Here is an 18,183-nt window from a genome sequence, read left to right on the forward strand (position 1 = left end):
TTACTTATAGATTTACTAAAAATCGAATTGGAGTATTGCATAAATCAAAAGGTAAATCAGCTAGGTGGGGAGTGAGATTACTTCCATGCAAGTATTAGAAATTATAAGTTTAATTTGGAAATCGGGTGCAAATATCTATCTTGATCCAAGTGATGGACGAATCGGAATAAAACGACAGAACTTAATTCCTGTGGAAGTAATGCAAGCTGCGGAGAAAAATTTCAATGGTATTGATACTTGGTTTAAGTCCTGGAAGGATGCAAACAACGAAAAGATTACAATCTTGAAGATTTTTTATGAGTTTTCTGGTTGGAAACATAACCGAAAGTTACATGATTGGTTGCTTGCTGATACAGATTCATTACAAATGTTCTATGACTGGACGATTGCGCTTGCGAAGAATGGATGGACAGACGTGTATGAAGATTATCGACCATTTGAAAATGATGAATCGAATGCGATGGCAAGGAAGATATATGAACGTGCAGTTATACATGCGAAGAAAGGAGTAGGAGCATGATCAGTTATCGTTATACCGATACGGAAATAAATAACATTCTTAAAACACTCACCATCGTGATGGATACGAGAGAGAAAGATAATACTCATATTCGAGATTATTTACATCAAAAGGGAATATCGATAAAAAATCAAAAATTAGATACTGGCGATTACGGCTGTATGATACCGAAAAATGAAGAGCTGGGCATATTTCGTGATATCTATTTAGATAGCCGAGTAGAACGGAAAGCCCATATGGATGAAATCACAGGAAATTTACAAAAAAATACGCAAACAGCATTTGAGAATGAATTAATTCGATCAAAAGAGATTCCCTTCACCTTAATTGTGGAGGACCTACATGGATATGAGAAGATGTTGCAAGGGAAGTATCATTCCAAATACAATCCACTAGCGTTACTGGGAAGGCTAAATACATTTAAAGCAAAATACGGTTTTGAAATCGTGTATTTGGATAAGAAATTCAGTGGGAATTGGATTTATCATCATTTTTATTATCAAGCGAAACATTACTTTAAATTGGGGGCTTTTTAGGAGATAAAAAAGAGGACTCTTATATGAGAGCCCTGAGAGGAAATTAGGTGAATCGCAAATTCAAAAAATTGGCGTATGAATAGTATATCCAAAGTATAAAAATATATACAACAAAGCAGCTAGCAAATGCTAACTGCCCAGTTGATAAGAGGAATTTCGTTAAATTAGATCTCAGTTTTCAATAGATTCAGCTATTCACCAGCTTATGGATAGTATGAGCAGAAATTAGAATTTTATGCAGGAAGGAAAACATGAAAGCATATAGCAGGCTAGGTACATCATGTATACGAGTATAAAGTGAAACAAAAGTATGTTTTGAAGAAAAAAGACTGACAGAAACCTAGGAAATCGGGGGTTGAATTCTTTCTGAATACCATAGGTATCTAGAAGGGTAAAGTATCTGTAAATGGATGTTAAGTATGTATAATGAGTTTTGAGAATGCAAGGTGTGTTTTTGAAGGGCTTATCTGTAACCTACCTTGCCATCATGAAAAATAGAGAAATTTGAGGAGTCCACACCATGAATGCAAAAGAAATAAGAATGTATATATTAGATTTGCAAGACAAGCATTGCGCAACGTGTGAATATCGGGCAAATCAGTCTCCGAAGTATTGTTTGAAGAATTGTAAGGTTGGAGAAGAATTGTATAGATTAGGAAAAAAATTAGCTCCTTGTGTAGGACAAGTCAGAGAAAATCCGAAACGGAAAAATTGGGAAGAATTGATGCCGAAAATTTTAGAAATGTTACAAAGAGAACTACCGATGTATGTAATTGCTATAGAAGTAAACTGTGAAGTGAACACGTTGCAGAAGCAACTCAAAAAAATGGGATTATGGCAGTCAACAAGCAGAAAACAAATACAAGAAAATGCTCATAAAAGATGGGATGAACGATGTAAACAAGCTGTCATGTTCGTGAAAAAGGACTTACTTATCAAGCAATCTGTCAGCAATTAGGGTGTAGTCGGAACAGTTTGTATCATCACCTTAAAAAAAGAGGGCTAAAGTAAACATGAAACCGATGTGTGTATAGAATTACAAAATTATAAAAGTGTAGATGTGGTGAGGTAGAAATAACAGGAACGAGAGTAGGTGTATCGTCATTGTTCAATTGGCTGAAAGAATATCAAAGGTTAGAAGAGGAGATTGCCTATTTAGAATATAATCTAGATAAAACAAAAGCAGAATTAAAACGCTGGGTCAGTGGTGATTTGCGAGAGGTACGTTTAACTGCTGAATCGGAAGGTGCAAAGGTAGAAGAACGTATAGAAGCAATTGAATATGAGTTAGCGCACAAGATGAATGCAATGCAGGATGTATTGAAATTGATAAATAGGTTCAAAGGTTTAGAAAATAAAATGTTAAAAATGAAATATGTGGACGGAATCACGTTAGAAGAAATAGCAGAGAACATGAATTACAGTTCGAGTTATATCTATAAGAAACATGCGGAAATCATAAAAAGAATAAAATTTGCTGAAGAACTTGCACTTTACTGACACTCAGTTTTATGAATGTTCACTCTTGAAAATATCGATTATAGTAATAACATAAAATTTTGACGAGAGAGTAACTGATGTATAGTTACTCTTTTTAGTACATCTGAATTTATCTCTTGGTACAGGTAATATATATGATTTTTGTTCTTTCTTTTTTCAGTTAGAGTAATGCTATATATGTGTATAAGAGAGGCAGAAGTTGATGCGAGTGAAAAAGGATATGTCAACACAATGGAAAGCAGATTTTCAGGCTATTCAAGAGGAAAAAAGAAGGAAGAAAAAAGAAAAGAAAAAGAATAAAAAATATAATATTCCGGGCCGTACAGCTGACTTTATGAATAGAGAAGATACGTATTATAAAAAGAATGGGGTATGGAAGCAAAAGAAGAAATAAGTCAGAGGACTGGATGATGAATTGTAAAAGTAGAAACGGGTGAAGGAATGAAGAATGCCAGAATAAAAAAGTGTGGTGGGTTTATTCTATCTAGATGTAAGGTATCCTGTGCATTCTTCGCCCTTCTGAAAGAAATGTTGGAAGAAAACAGATGGATTGTAACTGCTTACCAAGTTAAGGGTCTGAAATAAACAGTAGATAGTGTCAGTTTTCTACCCATTTTTAGTATATACACAAAAATGGTTTTTAAAACCAAAAATAATAGAAAATTCTTAACACTGTATTGATAAGTGAATACGATAAAGTATGGGCAACGAAATATGTCACCTTTGGAGAGCAAACTGGTCATGTGCTTTCTTTTTTGTTTAATTTACCAATAATACAGAACTTTTTTTCAAAGACCTTCCTCGCTATATAAATGATATAAGAGCAGCCATTTCTTTGGTTGCTCTCTTTTGCGTTAATATGTATGTTTGTGGAAATGAGGCATAGATCTAAAAAATGGACATATAAAGTATATAGAAAATATATGAAGAATTGGTCATTTTGACAAAATGAGGGAGATACAGATGGATAGCGCTTCTAAAATTATTTTATCAAATGGGAAAGAATACATTGTACCGACTCAGATTGGTATGTTGATTGGAAAGACATTTGTAAATGGAGAAGGGGAACTCCTTGATACATTAATCTTGGTTACTCATATAGATGTGGAGACGGGAAATGAAATGCAGGTTGCTTTAAATCCGCAGTACATAGTAGCAATTGAAGAATCTAGTATAAGGATACAACCTCATATACCTTCCGTATTTAGAATTGAAAAATGAATAAGGATATAGAGTGAAAGTATCCATTCGGATGCTTTTATTTATTTTGTTGGAGGTATGTATGAAACAAACAAAACAAGAACAAGCCGTGATCATAGGCACATTTATTTCAATGTTAGGACAGGACCTTGTAAATGAGCGTATCGATAAACAGAAATTAGAAAAGACAATTCCAACCTTTAATGAGTTGGAAGATAATACAACACCAAAGCAAAGAAGAGAAGCGATGGTTAGTTTGTTAGATAAAACTATGGATGAATTTTTAAAGAAGTAGAAAGAAATGAAAAGCACAGCTGCAGCATCATCTGTGTGAGATAAGCAACTGTGCATATGAAGTGTAAAAAAGTCCATTATAACCATAATTGGTATTCGGAATGTTAGGGTACTTTTACTATAACAAGATGCAGACAAGTATAGAATCATAAATATAACCTTTTACAAATGTAAAAGGGAAGGGATAAAGAACAGTTGTATAATTTATAACAAAGGGAAATAATGGTGTAGGTTTAATAGGAAGTATACAACATGTTCCTTATCCTTCATGGAGTAACTGAAAGGATGAAGCGCATACATATTCATACATTTCAAAGATGTAGAATAGTTAATTGGGGTCATTCAATGTACAAAGCCGTAGTGAAAGTTCTTCATCCACTCTTATTATTTGTTAATTTTGGTTTTGTATACCAATAAAAATGAATATAAATTAGCAAATGCCCAAATGGTATTTGAATGAGAACAGATAAGACGAGGAGTGGAGAAGATGGAACATATTGAAACAGAGGTACAAAAGAAAATTGATGCGCTCGGTCTAAGTCCTTTGGACGATATAATTTATCATAGATATTTTAAAAATCGAACGGTAGTAGAAATGGATGAACTTCAGTTTAAATATTATAAAATGTATGGTCAACAACCTATGTTCTATTCAATGACTCATCTTATGGATTCGACAATAGAAGAATTAGTAAAGAATGATGAAAAGAATCAAAAACAATTCAATCCTTCCTTTTTTATGAGATTAAAAAGAAGGGTTGATAGATGGTTGTTTAGAGGAGTAGTTCGAAAGTAGAGTGGTAAAGAGAGAATGAGAGAATATAAAACAAAACAACAAAAACGTAAGTTCTATGACAGTAGGGCATGGAAACAATTGCGAGAAGAAGTAAAAAAGCGAGACAATTATGAGTGTCAGGAATGTAAACGAAATGGTCGTGTACAAACTGATACCAATGAGTACAGTGAGCGTGCCAAGCGTAAGAAGATTCAACTCGTTGTCCATCATATAAAAGAACTAGGACATCATCCAGAACTTGCATTAGAAATAGATAACTTAGAAACAGTCTGTGTGGATTGCCATAATAAAGAACACGGTAGAACATTCAAAAAGAAACCGAACAAATGGGAAAACGATGAAAAGTGGTGAAAATGATTCAGGGATAAGGCCCCCCGGTTCGAAGGTTGGGCTTTTTTTCGTCTAAGGGGCACCGGAGGAGGGGGTTAACTGTCAGGTTTTTTTCGGAAATACGCGCGTAAGGGGGGTGGGTAGATGGCTGTTAGTATTGTAAGGGTAAAGGAACAGTTAATGAATAGTATTGATACGACAGATTTAGTTGAAGTTGAAAAGGTGGAACGCTATATTGATCTAGTTAAAGCATTTCGAAAAATTAATAAAACGATAACGAAAGAAGGGGAATCCGTAACAATTAAAAATGGAACCCAAGTTTTCGTTAAGGCCCACCCTCTTATAAGTGAGAGGAATAAAATTAACAGTTCTTTAATTGCGTTAGGGAGAGATATAAAGTTTGTTGTTAAGAATACTATCCCTGATACAGGATATAACAAAAGTGATCTTACATGATTAAGCAAAAATATGTAGAAGAATATATTGAACTTTATCGAAGTGGGAAAGTGAAGTTCAATAAAGAAAGAGAACTGTTAATTGGATATCTAGAAAAATACGTTTTAAACAGAGACGATTTGTATTTTGATGATGAAATGATTGAGGATTGTATTAACTTCGGTGAGAAGTGGTATTTTCCGTTACAATCATTTCAGAAATTCTTAATAGCATTCGTTTTTTTATTTTATAAGAAAAATGGACGCGTATTTTATCGGAAATTCCTATGGATGTTAGGACGTGGTGGCGGTAAAAATGGTCTGATATCTGTAATTATTCACTTTTTAATTAGTGAATTGCACGGTATTCCAGAGTATAACATCTCTGTTGTTGCGAATAGTGAGGAACAAGCGAAAACAAGTCCTGACGAAGTGCATAAATGCGTAAAGAAAAATGAGGTTTTACAGAGAGCGTTTAAAACCACATTAACTCAAACTGTTTCAAAGGCTACTGAAAGTATACTAAAGTTTAGAACTTCCAACGGAGATACAAAAGACGGTTTGCGTGATGGTGCAGTTGTATTTGATGAAATACATCAATATGAAAGTAATAAAGACGTTCGCGTCCATATCAGCGGCTTAGGGAAAAAGAAAAACCCTCGTGAATTTTATATTGGTACAGATGGTTATGTACGAGATGGCTTTTTAGATAAACAAAAAGAAAAAGCTATGAAGGTTTTAAATGGTGAAGCTCGTCCTAATGCCGTATTTCCTTTTATCTGTAAGCTTAATGATGAAAAGGAAGTTGATGATATTGATAATTGGGAATTAGCTAATCCTATGTTATCGCAGCCACTAAGTGAGTATGCTGAGGGATTACTTGAAACGATAAAGGAAGAATATGAAGATTTAGAGGATGATCCAAGTAACCGAGAAGAATTTATGACAAAGCGTATGAACTTACCAGTTACAAATCTAGAACGATCTGTTGCAAAATGGTCAGAGATTCTTGCTACAAACCGTCCATTCCCTGATTTATATGCTCAAGAATGTATAGGAGCGTTAGACTTTGCGAGTATTCGAGATTTCGCAGCATGTGGTCTTTTATTTAGACAAAATGGTGAGTACATTTTTAAAACCCATTCCTTTGTGCGTAAAGAATTTGTTGATATTTATTATGGTTATTCTAAAAAAGCTGGCGAGTATAAAAAACAAAAATTTGCTCCTATAAAAGATTGGGAAGAGCAAGGTCTACTAACAGTTGTGGATGAACCAACTATTAATCCTCAACACATTGTTGATTGGTTTGTAGAAATGCGAGAACAATATGGAATTAAAAAGATTATAGCTGATAACTTCAGAATGGAAGCAATAAGACCATTATTAGTAGCAGAAGGATTTGAAATAGAGGTTATACGAAACCCGAAAGCAATTCATAGTTTGTTAGCTCCACGTATTGAAATGGCGTTTGCAAATAAACAAATTGTTTTTGATGATAATCCGTTAATGCGTTGGTATACACAAAATGTATTGGTTGTTATCAAAAGTGATGGAAATAAAATATACGAAAAGAAAGAGCCTGTTCGTAGAAAAACAGATGGGTTCCAATGTTTTGTTCATGCTCTTTATAGGGCGGATGAGATACAAGAAGCAACTGACTTTGTTATAGGTAACATTAAATTCTAATAAAGGGGGTGATAATCATTGGATGGTTAGGTTCAGTATTTAAAAAAAATAAAGAATTAGAATTCATGCTGGATCTGGACATAATAACTGATACAGCAAACAGGCTTCATATGAAACGATTGGCGATTGATACATGCGTTTCATTTTTAGGAAGGACAATTAGTCAATCTGAATTTAGAGTAAGAAATGGTAAAGCATTTAAGAAGGATGAGCTTTATTATCGATTAAATGTAAGACCAAACAAGAATATGACCGCAAGTACCTTTTGGGAAAGGTTTGTTCGCAAACTTATTTATGATAATGAGTGTTTAGTTATACAAGCAGATGATGGTGATTTACTTATTGCAGATGGATTCCAACATAATGAGTATGCTGTGTTTGAAGATACCTTTACTGATGTAAGGGTAAAAGATTATACGTTTAAGAGAAGTTTTAAGCAAAGCGAAGTTATTCATTTGAAGTATCGGAATGATAAATTATCTCCACTTATTGATGGATTGTTTGCAGATTACGGTGATTTATTTGGTAGGATACTAAACTCACAGAAACGTAAAAATCAAGTTCGCGGCACGGTTGATATGGATATGATTGGTGCTAAAACTGAGGAACAAATAGCAAAGCTACAAGAGTTTATAGACAATATGTATAAGTCAATCGGTTCAAAAGATATAGCTATTGTTCCACAGCAAAAAGGTATTCATTATAACGAGATATACAATGGTGTTGCAAATGGTCCAAGTGTGGAAGAAATCAATAAAGTAACAAATGGTTTCTTGAATCAAGTAGCTATGGCAATTGGTATTCCTATAGCTCTGATATATGGAGAAATGGCTGATGTAGAAAAGCAAACGAAAAATTATATACTTTTCACAGTACGACCATTATTAAAAAAGCTATCTGATGAAGCGAACGTTAAATTCTTTGAAATGAGTGAATATCTTTTAGGACGAAAAATTGAGGTTAAGGCTGTTTCCTATCAAAGTATATTTGATCTTGCGACAAGTATTGATAAACTCATTTCTTCAAGTGCATTTACAGGAAATGAAATTCGTTCAGAAGTAGATTATGAGGAGTCGGATGATCCAAATCTAAATATCCATCATATTACGAAGAACTATACAAAATTAAATGAATCTGAAGGGGGTGAGAAATGATGGAGCATGTGAATATGAATAAGCTTTTGAACTTAAAACGAGATATTCGTTTTGAAGCTAAAGGTGAAAATGAATACAAATTAACTGTTTATGGGTCAATTGGTGGATGGCTTAGTGAAAACAATGCTGAAGCAGTAAGAAGAAAAATTCAAGATGTTAAAGCAGAAAAAATTCACGTTCATATTAATTCTGGTGGAGGTTCCGCTTTTGATGGTGTAGCAATTTGTAATCAATTAAAGCAGCATAGTGCAGAAATTATAGTTCATATTGATGGTTGGGCAGCTAGTGCCGCGTCTGTAATTGCAATGGCAGGTGATAAAATCATTATGCCTAGTAATACTATGATGATGATTCATCAAGCAAGTACCTTTGAATATGGAAATGCAGATTTATTTGAAAAAACAGCACGAGATTTACGAAAGATTGATTCAGCTTTAGCAGCATCTTATAAAAAACGTTTTGTTGGGACAGACGAAGAATTAAAACAACTTTTAAAAGATGAAACTTGGCTAACAGCAGAAGAAGCGGTCGCTCTTGGTTTAGCTGATGAAATTGCTGATGAAATTGAAATTGATGATACGCAAGAAGATGAAGAAGTGGAAGTTGTAGAAAATTTTAAAGAAGATTTAGTAGCTAAGTATATGAAACAACCAAATAATCAAAATCCCAAAGAGCCTATTCAAGAGCCTGTTCATACAAAACAGAATCTGAGTACGCTCTTTTTAACTTTAGGAGGAAAATAAAATATGGTTATTAAGTTTAATAATTTCGAAGATAAAAAACTAGCTTTCGCGAAAGCAACACAAGAAGGTACAGCAGAAGAACAATCAGCAGCATTAAATTCTATGATTGGAGCACTTGCTACGGATGTTCGTTCAGATATTTTAAATCAAGTGAATGAATCCATGGTAGATCGTTCTATTATGCAATCTCGCGGTGCTAATGTACTAACAAGTGAAGAGATGAAGTTCTTTAATGCCGTTGTTGAAGATGGTGGTTTTAAATCTACTGAAACTTTACCTAAAACAACACAAGAGAGAATTTTTGATGATTTAGTTCAAGGTCATCCGTTGCTAGAGCATATCGGCTTAGAGAATTTAGGAGCCGTGACAGAATTTATTTATGGAGATCCAGAGGGTGCAGCTGTATGGGGACCGTTATTTGGTGATATTAAAGGACAATTAAATGCTACATTCCGAAAAGAGTCAATTACTCAACTGAAATTAACTGCGTTTATTCCATTAGCGAATGATATGTTGAAGCTTGGTCCAGTATGGGTGGAACGATATGTTCGTACTATGATTACAGAAGCGATGTCAGTAGGTTTAGAACGTGGTTTTGTAGTAGGGACAGGTAAAGAAGAACCAATTGGGTTATTAAAAGATCCTAGCGGAAGTGTAGTGAATGGAGTATATCCAGATAAAAAGCCAGCAGGAACTTTAACGTTTGAACCGGGTCGTAAAACAATTAATGAATTAAAAGGCGTGGTTAAATTATTGGCTAAAAAATTAAATCCTGATGGTAAAACAGATGCAGATAGACCTAAAAATATAGCTGGTAAAGTAGTTATGGTAACAAATCCATTCGATACTTTTGATATTCAAGCAAATGCTACAACTCAAAATGCGGCAGGTGTATATGTAACGAGCTTACCTTTTAATCCAATCCCAACTGAATCTGTATTTGTACCTCAAGGACAAGTGGTGTTCTTTGTTAAAGGGGAGTACATTGCAGCGATGGGTGGAGCGGAGCCAATCCAAAAGTATAATGAAACACTCGCTTTAGAAGATGCAACACTTTATATTGCTAAACAACACGCTACAGGTAAGCCAAAGGATAAATATACTTCACAAGTTTATACATTGAAACTTGAAGAAGTAACACCACCGACACAAGGGTGATGTAAATGGAAACAGTAATTTCAAATGAAATAGTACAGGAATTTAAAGATAGGATGCACTTAGGGGATGAGGAAGGTGATAACCTAAAGCGCATCCTTTCTACGTCTAACAAGGCATTACTTAGGATTTGTGGGAATTATGATTTAAATAAAGACGAGGAGTTCAAAGAATTAGTTTTTGAACGTTCTCGTTATGTTTATAACGATGCATTAGAGTATTTTGACAAGAATTTTTTAAGTCAGATTAATAGTTTAGGTATCGATAAAGCATTAGAAGAAATTAAATTGGACGGTGATTAATATGCGTCCTTTTCAGTATAAAAAACCAATGAATACAGGTGATTGTAGAAATCGAATTATCATTGAACAACCTGAAGTAATAAAAGATGATTTGAATCAAGAAGTTGAAACAGGTAATTGGCAAGAAGTAAAAAAAGCATGGGCAATGATAAAAACGGTAAAAGGTTCGGAGTACATTGAAGCTTCGGCTTCACAGTCCACGCGAATTTATCGGTTTGTTATTCCTTATACAACAGGTATTACAGAGTTAATGCGAATTAAAATGAAGAATCGTATCTTTGATATTATTGAACCGCCAATGAATGATGATGAAATGTATCAAACATTGACTATTATCGCAAAGGAGCATATTTGATATGAATGATTTTGCGAGTGAGATTGCTAGGGAATTACAAAGATATGCAAATGTTGTGGAAGAAGAGTTACTGACAGCAGAAGAAGACGTTGCTGATGTTGCTGTAGAAAAATTAAAGCAAGGTAGTCCTAAAAAAACAGGGGCATATCGTAAAGGATGGTGTAAGAAAAAAGAAGGTAATAGTGTTGTCGTCCACAATTCACAAGGACAACTAACACACCTTTTAGAAAAAGGACATGCGAAAGTTGGCGGTGGACGTGTTCCAGCACAGGTGCATATCCGCCCAGTTGAAGAGTATGTAATTGATGAATTGCCAAGACGTATCGAAAGGGCGGTTCAACAATGACATTAGTTGAATTAACAAAAATTCTTGAAGCTACAGGTTATCCTGTGGCTTATTCGCATTTCACAGCAACGCCAGGTAATCCTGTACCAAGTCCTCCGTATATGTGTTTTCTTGCTGATGGATCAGCAAACCTAATGGCAGACAACAAAGTGTATCACAAAATAAATGATGTAATTATTGAACTTTACACAACAAGAAAAAACTTAGTTGCAGAAGCCAAACTTGAAAAAGTCCTAGACGATCATGAGATTCCTTATGACTCACCAATTGAAGGGATTATTGAATCAGAAAATATGTATCAGAAAATATACGAAATGAGGTTGATATAAATGAGTAAAGAAAATAAAGTTACGTTTGGTTTGAAGAATGTACATTATGTCCCATTTGATATTCAAGATTTTTTAGTAAAGTTTGCGACACCGATTCCATTACCTGGTGGGGTTGAACTAACATTTGAACCACGTGGTGATTTGATTGAATTCTATGCAGATGACATGCTTTATTACGCAGCAAGCAATAACCAAGGTTACGATGGAACATTGAGCATTGCTACTATCCCAGAACAATTTGCTATTGATGCATTAGGTGAGCAGTTAGATGAAACCGACGGTGTATTAAATGAATTAGCTGATGCGAAAGGGAAACCATTTGCACTACTATTTGAATTCGATGGCGATGTAAACGCGACTCGACATGTTATGTATAACTGTGCAGCAAGCCGTCCAACAATTGCATCTAAAACAAAAACAAATTCAGCTGAACCAAATACAAATGAATTGAAGTTTGTTTCTAGTCCAATTGTTTTAGCACCAGGAGGAAGACCTATGGTTAAAACAAAAACAACGTCTAAAACAACTCAAGCTATTTATGATAATTGGTACAAAGAAGTGTACGTTAAAAAACCAGCAGCACCAAAAGGAGCGTAATAGTAAATGGAAAAGACAATTACAGTAGATGGTCAAGATATTCGTTTAAAAAGTACAGGAGGGACACCAGTCCGATTTAAAGCACAATTTGGAAAGGATTATTTTGCACAACTTCTCAAGTTAGCACCACTTGGGAAAATTGATATGGAGAATCTAGATCCAAGTAAGTTAGATAGTGTGGATTTTGAAGTATTTTATAATCTTGTTTGGACTATGGCGAAAACGGCTGATCCAAAGATACCAGAGCCGATGGTATGGTTAGATTCATTTGATGAATTTCCAATCATAGAAATCTTAGAAGATATTCAAGATATGATAGCTTCCACAATTCAATCTAAAAAAAAGTTGTAGAAAGCAATAATAATAGTCAACAAGGAGCGAATCAGGGTGATGTATTCACCACTGAGACGTTCCTTGTTTTGTGTTATAAATGCAAACTTACAAAAGCAGATTTAGAAGATATGACAATTGGTATGTGCCTTGATTATATCGATGAATATTTAGAAATGCAGAAGCCACCACAAGAAAAAACACGGAAAGCAACGCAAGCAGACTTTAATAGTTTCTAAAGAAGAGAGATAATATGAAGTGACCTCCTAGATTATCAAGTCAGGGATTTTAACCCATAATAATGAATGAAAACATTATGAATGGGGTTATACCCTATGATAATAGGAGGCCACTATGGAAAATATAATATATATTGGGATGGATGTCCACAAGGAAAGTTTTAGCTTATGTGCACTACACGGAACAACTGGGGAAATTGTAAGAGAAGCACGATGTGCTTCAAATGTATCTCTCGTAAAAAAATTCGTTGAGAAACTGAAAACAAAATATGGTGAAGATATAAAAATTAAAGCTGGATATGAGGCTGGTTGTTTAGGGTATTCACTTCATAATCTTCTTGAACAAAATGGAATTGATTGTGATATTTTAGCTCCCACAACAATGTACAGTTCATCAAAAAACAAAATGGTGAAAAATGATAAATTCGATGCCAAAATGATTGCTCTTAATTTAGCAAATGGCACCTATAAAGAAGTATATGTTCCAGAAGAAGAGGATGTTGCCGTGAAAGAGTATATCCGCATGTTAGGTGATTTTAAAACATCTTTGAAAAAAATAAAACAACAGATAAAAGCATTCCTTTTAAGACATGGCTATGTGTATGAAGGGAAATCAAGCTGGACAATCGCTTATATGAAATGGTTAAAGAATCTTGATCTACAAGGATTATTCAAAGAAACGTTAGGCGAATACCTATTACAGTATGATGTTCTAGTCGATAAAATTGAGCGGTTCAGTTTGAGATTAGAAGAATTATCTCATCGTGAAAGGTACGAAGAACCAATCGCAAAGTTAAGATGCTTAAAAGGTATAGATACAACATCGGCAATGACTGTTCATGTGGAAATTGCAGACTTCACTCGTTTTCCCACGGCTAAAGCATTTATGGCTTATGTAGGATTGACGCCAAGCGAAAGCTCAAGTGGAGAGAAAATCAGTCGACGTTCGATTACAAAACAAGGAAATTCGACCGTTAGGTCTACTCTTGTAGAATGTGCAAATGCGTTGGTAAAAGGAGCAATCGGATTAAAATCGAAGCGAGTGAAAGCAAGACAAAAAGGGCAACGAAGCGAAGTGATTGCTTATGCGGATCAGGCTGTAGAAAGGTTACAAAGAAAATATTATCGCATGATATATCAAGGGAAGCCTAGAAATGTTGCCGTTACAGCTATCGCAAGAGAACTGGGGTGTTTTATATGGGGATTAGAAACAGGTAAAATTCACCGAAAATAAAGAGGGAAGGATATGAAGTTGATTGATTCATAGTTAGAAATCAAAGGTATCAATTGATGGCATAGATGAGCTTCAGAGATAGTGAATTACAGGTCTGGCTATCTATGACTCACCTCTTCTGGCATGGCTGAAATTCTGATAAACAAGCTATTTATTAGAATTTGAAAAGGTGTGATCCACGCAGTGAGATTATAAGAGCCTAACGACGAACCATTAACCTGAGGTAACCAATCCACGAATAACAGAGTGGTTAACTGTCGATAGATCTTATTTCTGAAGCTTTTGTATGCCATCAAGAAAAATATTATGGGTGAAAAACTATTGACAAAGGTCACTTCATAACAGGTGATTCAATGCAGAAAAAAATAAAATTTTTAATAATGATTACACTTATTATATATATAAATAATTTTACTTTTGCTTATATTAATGGATATAAAACTTTAATTGGTGTTAGCGCATTATGGGCTATTTCACCTTTCCTGTTGTTAACGATTGCATCTTTTATACTAGCGAGTGATTACAAAAAAGACTATTCAATAGTAAAGAAAGAAGCAAGAATAAGTTTTATTTTAAAAGTTATTTCATGTATTGTTGCATTTTACAATTATAAATTTGAAATAGGTTCTCTAGAATATATTATGAGATTTGTAATCATAGCTATTTTATGTATTATAAATTTAAATTTGGAATATAAAATGTATAGAATAGTAAAAAAATATATTCCTAAATTAGATGAAGAGGAAGTTAAACCTGTATCTGAGAAAGAGAAATGGAATATCAAAAATTATGGAAGAGCAGCGACATTAGGGGTAGGATCGTTCATTTTAGTCGTGACAGGCGGCATGAATATTGTATTCATTGCTCAAATGAGTAGGTATTATGGGTTAATTTGTATTTGTATATTCATTGTTTTTCTAAAGATGAATTATGATAAAAATATGTTATTTTATCAAGATAAGGTCATAGGAAAGCGTATTTTTTTGAAAGATGCATTTTATGCAAGTTTAGGATTTGGATATAATTGTGCAGTAGCTTTTAATTTTATCTCGGGGAATGATTTTATTGAGAATACGGCATTAATTGTTGGGATTTGCTTCTTATATCCTACTATTGTAACGAACAGAAAGATTGCTTTAAGACAAAGAGAAGTGTCGAAAGTCATTAGAGATAATTTTGAGTACTACTATAATGACGAAAATAATCCTTATAAATAAGGTTAATTTGAGAACAAATATTTAAGTAGTACGTTTAAAAATCCATCTTTTAGGAAGAGGTGTAAAAGTAGTCTACGGCACTTCTAAAAGATGGATTTATTTTTGTTGATATAAGATAAGGACAGTAAATTCAACCTACGTGTATGTGAAGTGAAAAAGAATTGTCTTTTAAATGAGGCCATTGAAAAATTCATTACTTTGAAAAAACATGCATTTTATTGGTATCTAGAAATGGGAAAGAGTCTGATATCTCTATATAGTAAGTGGACTTTTTCAGTGACCACGTTTTAAATAGACGTTTTTTTATTTCTACGTAATTAAAATTAACATAGAAATAAATGCTTTTAATATAGGATTGATGATTTTATTCAACAAACGAAATAAGTTAAATATTGAACGAATAACTGTTATAAATTTAGAGTTCTTCTTCATTTCATATATCTTTCCTTTACCTCCAATTATAGTTCGGATATTTTTTTAACTTCTTTTTCCTTTGCTTTAAATTCTTTTTTGTATTGTCTGAAATCTTGCTTATTAACCCTGAATTTCTCTCCAGTAGCATCATGTTTTACTACATATGTTGTACGCTTGAATTCTCTAATGTAATAGATGACTAATCCAACTAAAAGGGATATACACATTGTTGCTGGGATAGCGATAATACAAAGAACGATAATGAAAGCTGAAATTTTATCTGATTCATAAACTCTTTTTAGAACTAAACGTTTTCCAGTTGCAGCCTGTGCTTGTTCTAATTGTTGCATACGTTGTAGCGATGCTATCGTATCATAACTCATGAAAACCCCTCCTTAAAATAACACCTAAATCATACCAATTTCATGTAATACCTGTAAATGTGCGGTTCTAATTTATTGATGAATTAGAACAATCGTTCTATAATTATGCAAACAAACGTTCTTTCAGAGGTCATCACATGAATAATTTGCTTACATGCTCTTTTAATCAAAAAATACCAATTGAATTAATATATTTAAACGGTTCAGGAGATTTCTCTCAAAGAACTGTTATTGTTAGAAAAATATATGAGGATCGTATATTGGTGTATTGCATGGAAAAACAACAAGTTAGAATGTTGAAATTAACTAATATACTATCTATTGATAAAGTAAGAATAAAATATCAATATGCTTAAAACGCTCAATGAGGTGATATTATATGACAAACGGAGTACCAAAACCACCAAAGAAGAAAAGTGGTTCAAAAAAGGAACCTAGACCATACATGGATGAATTTGAACAACAAGCAGCTGCTGAATTAATTCAATTAGCAATGCAAGATGATATGGGATTAGTGTTTACAGTGTATCGAAAAGATAAAGAACCAGATATCATTCAAGGCAAGATCGTTAAACTTGAACAACAAATGGGTAGAATTGTAGTGAGTGATGGCCCAAATATAATATATAAAATGCAATTCATGGATATTTTAAAAATCGAAACGCCTAGTTAATTTAGCTAGGTGTTTTTTATATGGCCATAAATTCTTTATCAAAGTAGAACTTGTCCATTAATTTATTTACAATCCCGTTGAAATAAGCGAATTTACCCTTTTTCATTTTTGTGCCCGCTTTAATTTTCATAATAAACTCTTTAATAGCTTTTAAGCCAATAGTAAGTTCCTGGTCTTTAGTAAATGCTTTATCACCTGTTGTATGGTTAACGATTTTATTACACTGTCTTACGACCTTCCACAGTTCTTGAATTGTTTTAGATTCATTGTAAAAAGAGTTAACTAAAGAAATAAAACGTTCTGGTACCCAATGAGCAACGAAATCAGCTTGTTCAATATTCTCTCCTAGAGCATTACTATTCTCATTACTATTACGTTTGTTTATATCTTTTATATTTTGTTTTAAGGAAACAGGTTTTGTTTTAATGGTAGGACACTTTGTAGGACTTTTTGCATCTACCTTGTTGGACACTTCTTCCACAATTGGTTGAATGATAATAGCGTTAGAAGTTTGAAGCATATCTTTTTTACGTTTCATCGATACTTGCTGAATCATCTCTAGATCCACAAGTTTCTTCATTAAACGTTGTACAGTTTTATATGAAACTCCTATCATGTCAGCAATTGAATTTTTGCAAAGGAAACTAACGCCTACATATTTGCAGCTGTGGCGCTTTAAAATTTCAAGTAATTCAATTAGTTTAGATTGTACATCGGTACGCTTAATAGACATACGGATAATGTCTCTATATGTACGTATAGTTTTGTTCAATTCTTCTAATTCTATAAATGGTGATAAGTTACGGAATGATTCTTCACTTGCTATAACATCTATGCATTTCTTTTCCATATTATATGTCTCCTTCTTGGAAACAAAAAAGCAACGTCACCAATAATTTGGTAAACGTTGCTTAATAGACCCTGCATGATGTACAATAACTCATGAGAGTATAGCAAGTGTTTACCTGGTCAGCTCAGGTGAATGGTATAAGAGTGTTGGTAGCACTACTTATACACGCTGTGCTCTTTTGTTTTGTAATTTTTCGTATTTACGTGAACTTTATATGTTTATATTTAAATACAAAAAATCAAGTTCTACATAGGCAAACGATTTTTATTGGAAGTTTAAACACGTCAATTGTACACCCCAGGGAAGTTTTTAAAGAAGCCTTCCGTCGTGCAGCAGCCTCTATTATATGTCTTCATAACCATCCCTCAGGAGATCCCACGCCGAGCCGTGAAGATATTGAAGTAACAAAACGTTTAGTAGAATGCGGCCAGATTATCGGAATTGAAGTGCTAGATCATATTATAATAGGTGACCATAAATTCGTGAGTTTAAAGGAAAAAGGTCATATTTAAGACTATGCTTTTTACTTATTTTGTTTTATAATGTGATTTATGAGTTTTTTGTAG

At 33.7% G+C, this 18,183-nt stretch carries 26 protein-coding genes and 2 pseudogenes; 26 read left to right on the plus strand and 2 right to left on the minus strand.

Annotated elements, in window-relative coordinates:
• Positions 1-85 precede the first annotated feature (85 nt).
• The 23 genes and pseudogenes from MHI28_RS24750 (at position 86) to MHI28_RS24860 (ending at position 15,297) form a co-directional block, all read left to right on the plus strand.
• Positions 86-520, plus strand: a complete 435-nt coding sequence (locus MHI28_RS24750; protein ID WP_088029290.1) for a hypothetical protein — start codon at positions 86-88, stop codon at positions 518-520.
• Complete coding sequence (locus tag MHI28_RS24755; RefSeq protein ID WP_340828042.1) at positions 517-1,056, plus strand: ERCC4 domain-containing protein; 540 nt, start codon at positions 517-519, stop codon at positions 1,054-1,056. Before MHI28_RS24750 ends, MHI28_RS24755 begins: the two co-directional genes overlap by 4 nt.
• Positions 1,057-1,576: 520 nt before the next feature.
• Complete coding sequence (locus MHI28_RS24760) at positions 1,577-2,014, plus strand: zinc-finger domain-containing protein (RefSeq protein WP_340828005.1); 438 nt, start codon at positions 1,577-1,579, stop codon at positions 2,012-2,014.
• Positions 1,999-2,067 (plus strand): hypothetical protein, encoded by a 69-nt coding sequence (locus tag MHI28_RS24765; protein ID WP_254849831.1) that lies wholly within the window; start codon positions 1,999-2,001, stop codon positions 2,065-2,067. The genes MHI28_RS24760 and MHI28_RS24765 overlap by 16 nt, the downstream gene beginning before the upstream one ends.
• A 93-nt stretch (positions 2,068-2,160) precedes the next feature.
• Positions 2,161-2,556, plus strand: a complete 396-nt coding sequence (locus MHI28_RS24770) for a hypothetical protein (RefSeq protein ID WP_340828323.1) — start codon at positions 2,161-2,163, stop codon at positions 2,554-2,556.
• A gap of 202 nt (positions 2,557-2,758) precedes the next feature.
• On the plus strand, positions 2,759-2,950 hold the full coding sequence (locus MHI28_RS24775; RefSeq protein WP_336295107.1) for a hypothetical protein: 192 nt from the start codon (positions 2,759-2,761) through the stop codon (positions 2,948-2,950).
• 569 nt (positions 2,951-3,519) lie between these two features.
• Positions 3,520-3,777, plus strand: coding sequence for a hypothetical protein (locus MHI28_RS24780; protein ID WP_257156179.1), 258 nt, complete (start codon positions 3,520-3,522; stop codon positions 3,775-3,777).
• Positions 3,778-3,838: 61 nt separating this feature from the next.
• A complete protein-coding gene (locus MHI28_RS24785) occupies positions 3,839-4,051 on the plus strand; it encodes a hypothetical protein (RefSeq protein WP_098856472.1) in 213 nt (70 codons plus the stop codon).
• A 486-nt stretch (positions 4,052-4,537) separates the two neighbouring features.
• Entirely contained in the window at positions 4,538-4,846 is a 309-nt protein-coding gene (locus MHI28_RS24790) for a hypothetical protein (protein WP_061656728.1), read from the plus strand.
• A 15-nt stretch (positions 4,847-4,861) separates the two neighbouring features.
• Positions 4,862-5,197, plus strand: coding sequence for an HNH endonuclease (locus MHI28_RS24795; protein ID WP_078187444.1), 336 nt, complete (start codon positions 4,862-4,864; stop codon positions 5,195-5,197).
• A 123-nt stretch (positions 5,198-5,320) separates the two neighbouring features.
• Entirely contained in the window at positions 5,321-5,632 is a 312-nt protein-coding gene (locus tag MHI28_RS24800) for a P27 family phage terminase small subunit (RefSeq protein ID WP_069355130.1), read from the plus strand.
• Entirely contained in the window at positions 5,629-7,296 is a 1,668-nt protein-coding gene (locus tag MHI28_RS24805) for a terminase TerL endonuclease subunit (protein WP_098856376.1), read from the plus strand. The genes MHI28_RS24800 and MHI28_RS24805 overlap by 4 nt, the downstream gene beginning before the upstream one ends.
• An 8-nt stretch (positions 7,297-7,304) precedes the next feature.
• Entirely contained in the window at positions 7,305-8,450 is a 1,146-nt protein-coding gene (locus MHI28_RS24810) for a phage portal protein (RefSeq protein WP_098856375.1), read from the plus strand.
• Positions 8,450-9,193: a head maturation protease, ClpP-related gene (locus tag MHI28_RS24815; protein WP_098856377.1), complete on the plus strand. Its 744-nt coding sequence runs from the start codon at positions 8,450-8,452 to the stop codon at positions 9,191-9,193. Before MHI28_RS24810 ends, MHI28_RS24815 begins: the two co-directional genes overlap by 1 nt.
• 3 nt (positions 9,194-9,196) lie before the next feature.
• A complete protein-coding gene (locus MHI28_RS24820; protein WP_098856374.1) occupies positions 9,197-10,351 on the plus strand; it encodes a phage major capsid protein in 1,155 nt (384 codons plus the stop codon).
• 5 nt (positions 10,352-10,356) lie between these two features.
• Positions 10,357-10,650, plus strand: a complete 294-nt coding sequence (locus MHI28_RS24825) for a hypothetical protein (protein WP_098856373.1) — start codon at positions 10,357-10,359, stop codon at positions 10,648-10,650.
• Between the two features lies 1 nt (position 10,651).
• Positions 10,652-11,005 carry a phage head closure protein gene (locus MHI28_RS24830; protein ID WP_098856372.1) on the plus strand — a complete coding sequence of 118 codons (354 nt, stop codon included), beginning with the start codon at positions 10,652-10,654 and terminating at the stop codon, positions 11,003-11,005.
• Between the two features lies 1 nt (position 11,006).
• Positions 11,007-11,351, plus strand: a complete 345-nt coding sequence (locus tag MHI28_RS24835; protein ID WP_098856371.1) for an HK97 gp10 family phage protein — start codon at positions 11,007-11,009, stop codon at positions 11,349-11,351.
• A complete protein-coding gene (locus tag MHI28_RS24840; RefSeq protein ID WP_098395486.1) occupies positions 11,348-11,680 on the plus strand; it encodes a hypothetical protein in 333 nt (110 codons plus the stop codon). Before MHI28_RS24835 ends, MHI28_RS24840 begins: the two co-directional genes overlap by 4 nt.
• Entirely contained in the window at positions 11,681-12,277 is a 597-nt protein-coding gene (locus tag MHI28_RS24845; protein WP_098856370.1) for a major tail protein, read from the plus strand.
• Positions 12,277-12,628 (plus strand): annotated as a pseudogene (locus tag MHI28_RS24850) (hypothetical protein). Before MHI28_RS24845 ends, MHI28_RS24850 begins: the two are co-directional and overlap by 1 nt.
• Before the next feature lie 333 nt (positions 12,629-12,961).
• On the plus strand, positions 12,962-14,080 hold the full coding sequence (locus tag MHI28_RS24855) for an IS110 family transposase (protein WP_277548338.1): 1,119 nt from the start codon (positions 12,962-12,964) through the stop codon (positions 14,078-14,080).
• 353 nt (positions 14,081-14,433) lie between these two features.
• A complete protein-coding gene (locus MHI28_RS24860; RefSeq protein WP_098856525.1) occupies positions 14,434-15,297 on the plus strand; it encodes a hypothetical protein in 864 nt (287 codons plus the stop codon).
• 458 nt (positions 15,298-15,755) lie between these two features.
• Here MHI28_RS24860 and MHI28_RS24865 read toward each other — a convergent pair whose 3' ends face one another.
• The gene (locus MHI28_RS24865) at positions 15,756-16,094 is read right to left on the minus strand and encodes a hypothetical protein (RefSeq protein ID WP_098856526.1); all 339 of its coding nucleotides are present in this window, start codon (positions 16,092-16,094) and stop codon (positions 15,756-15,758) included.
• Between the two features lie 137 nt (positions 16,095-16,231).
• On the opposite strand from MHI28_RS24865, the gene MHI28_RS24870 reads away from it, so the two are divergent.
• Both MHI28_RS24870 and MHI28_RS24875 read left to right on the plus strand, forming a co-directional pair.
• Positions 16,232-16,450, plus strand: a complete 219-nt coding sequence (locus MHI28_RS24870) for a hypothetical protein (RefSeq protein ID WP_098856527.1) — start codon at positions 16,232-16,234, stop codon at positions 16,448-16,450.
• Between the two features lie 23 nt (positions 16,451-16,473).
• Entirely contained in the window at positions 16,474-16,767 is a 294-nt protein-coding gene (locus MHI28_RS24875; RefSeq protein WP_098856528.1) for a YolD-like family protein, read from the plus strand.
• A gap of 16 nt (positions 16,768-16,783) precedes the next feature.
• Here the strand turns inward: MHI28_RS24875 and MHI28_RS24880 are convergent, their stop codons facing one another.
• Complete coding sequence (locus MHI28_RS24880) at positions 16,784-17,617, minus strand: helix-turn-helix domain-containing protein (RefSeq protein ID WP_340828324.1); 834 nt, start codon at positions 17,615-17,617, stop codon at positions 16,784-16,786.
• Between the two features lie 206 nt (positions 17,618-17,823).
• Here MHI28_RS24880 and radC point away from each other — a divergent pair.
• A pseudogene (radC, locus tag MHI28_RS24885) lies at positions 17,824-18,129 on the plus strand (RadC family protein); the annotation flags it as partial.
• Between the last annotated feature and the right edge of the window lie 54 nt (positions 18,130-18,183).

The sequence above is a fragment of the Bacillus sp. FSL K6-0268 genome (assembly GCF_038005425.1).
Lineage (GTDB): Bacteria > Bacillota > Bacilli > Bacillales > Bacillaceae_G > Bacillus_A > Bacillus_A thuringiensis_S.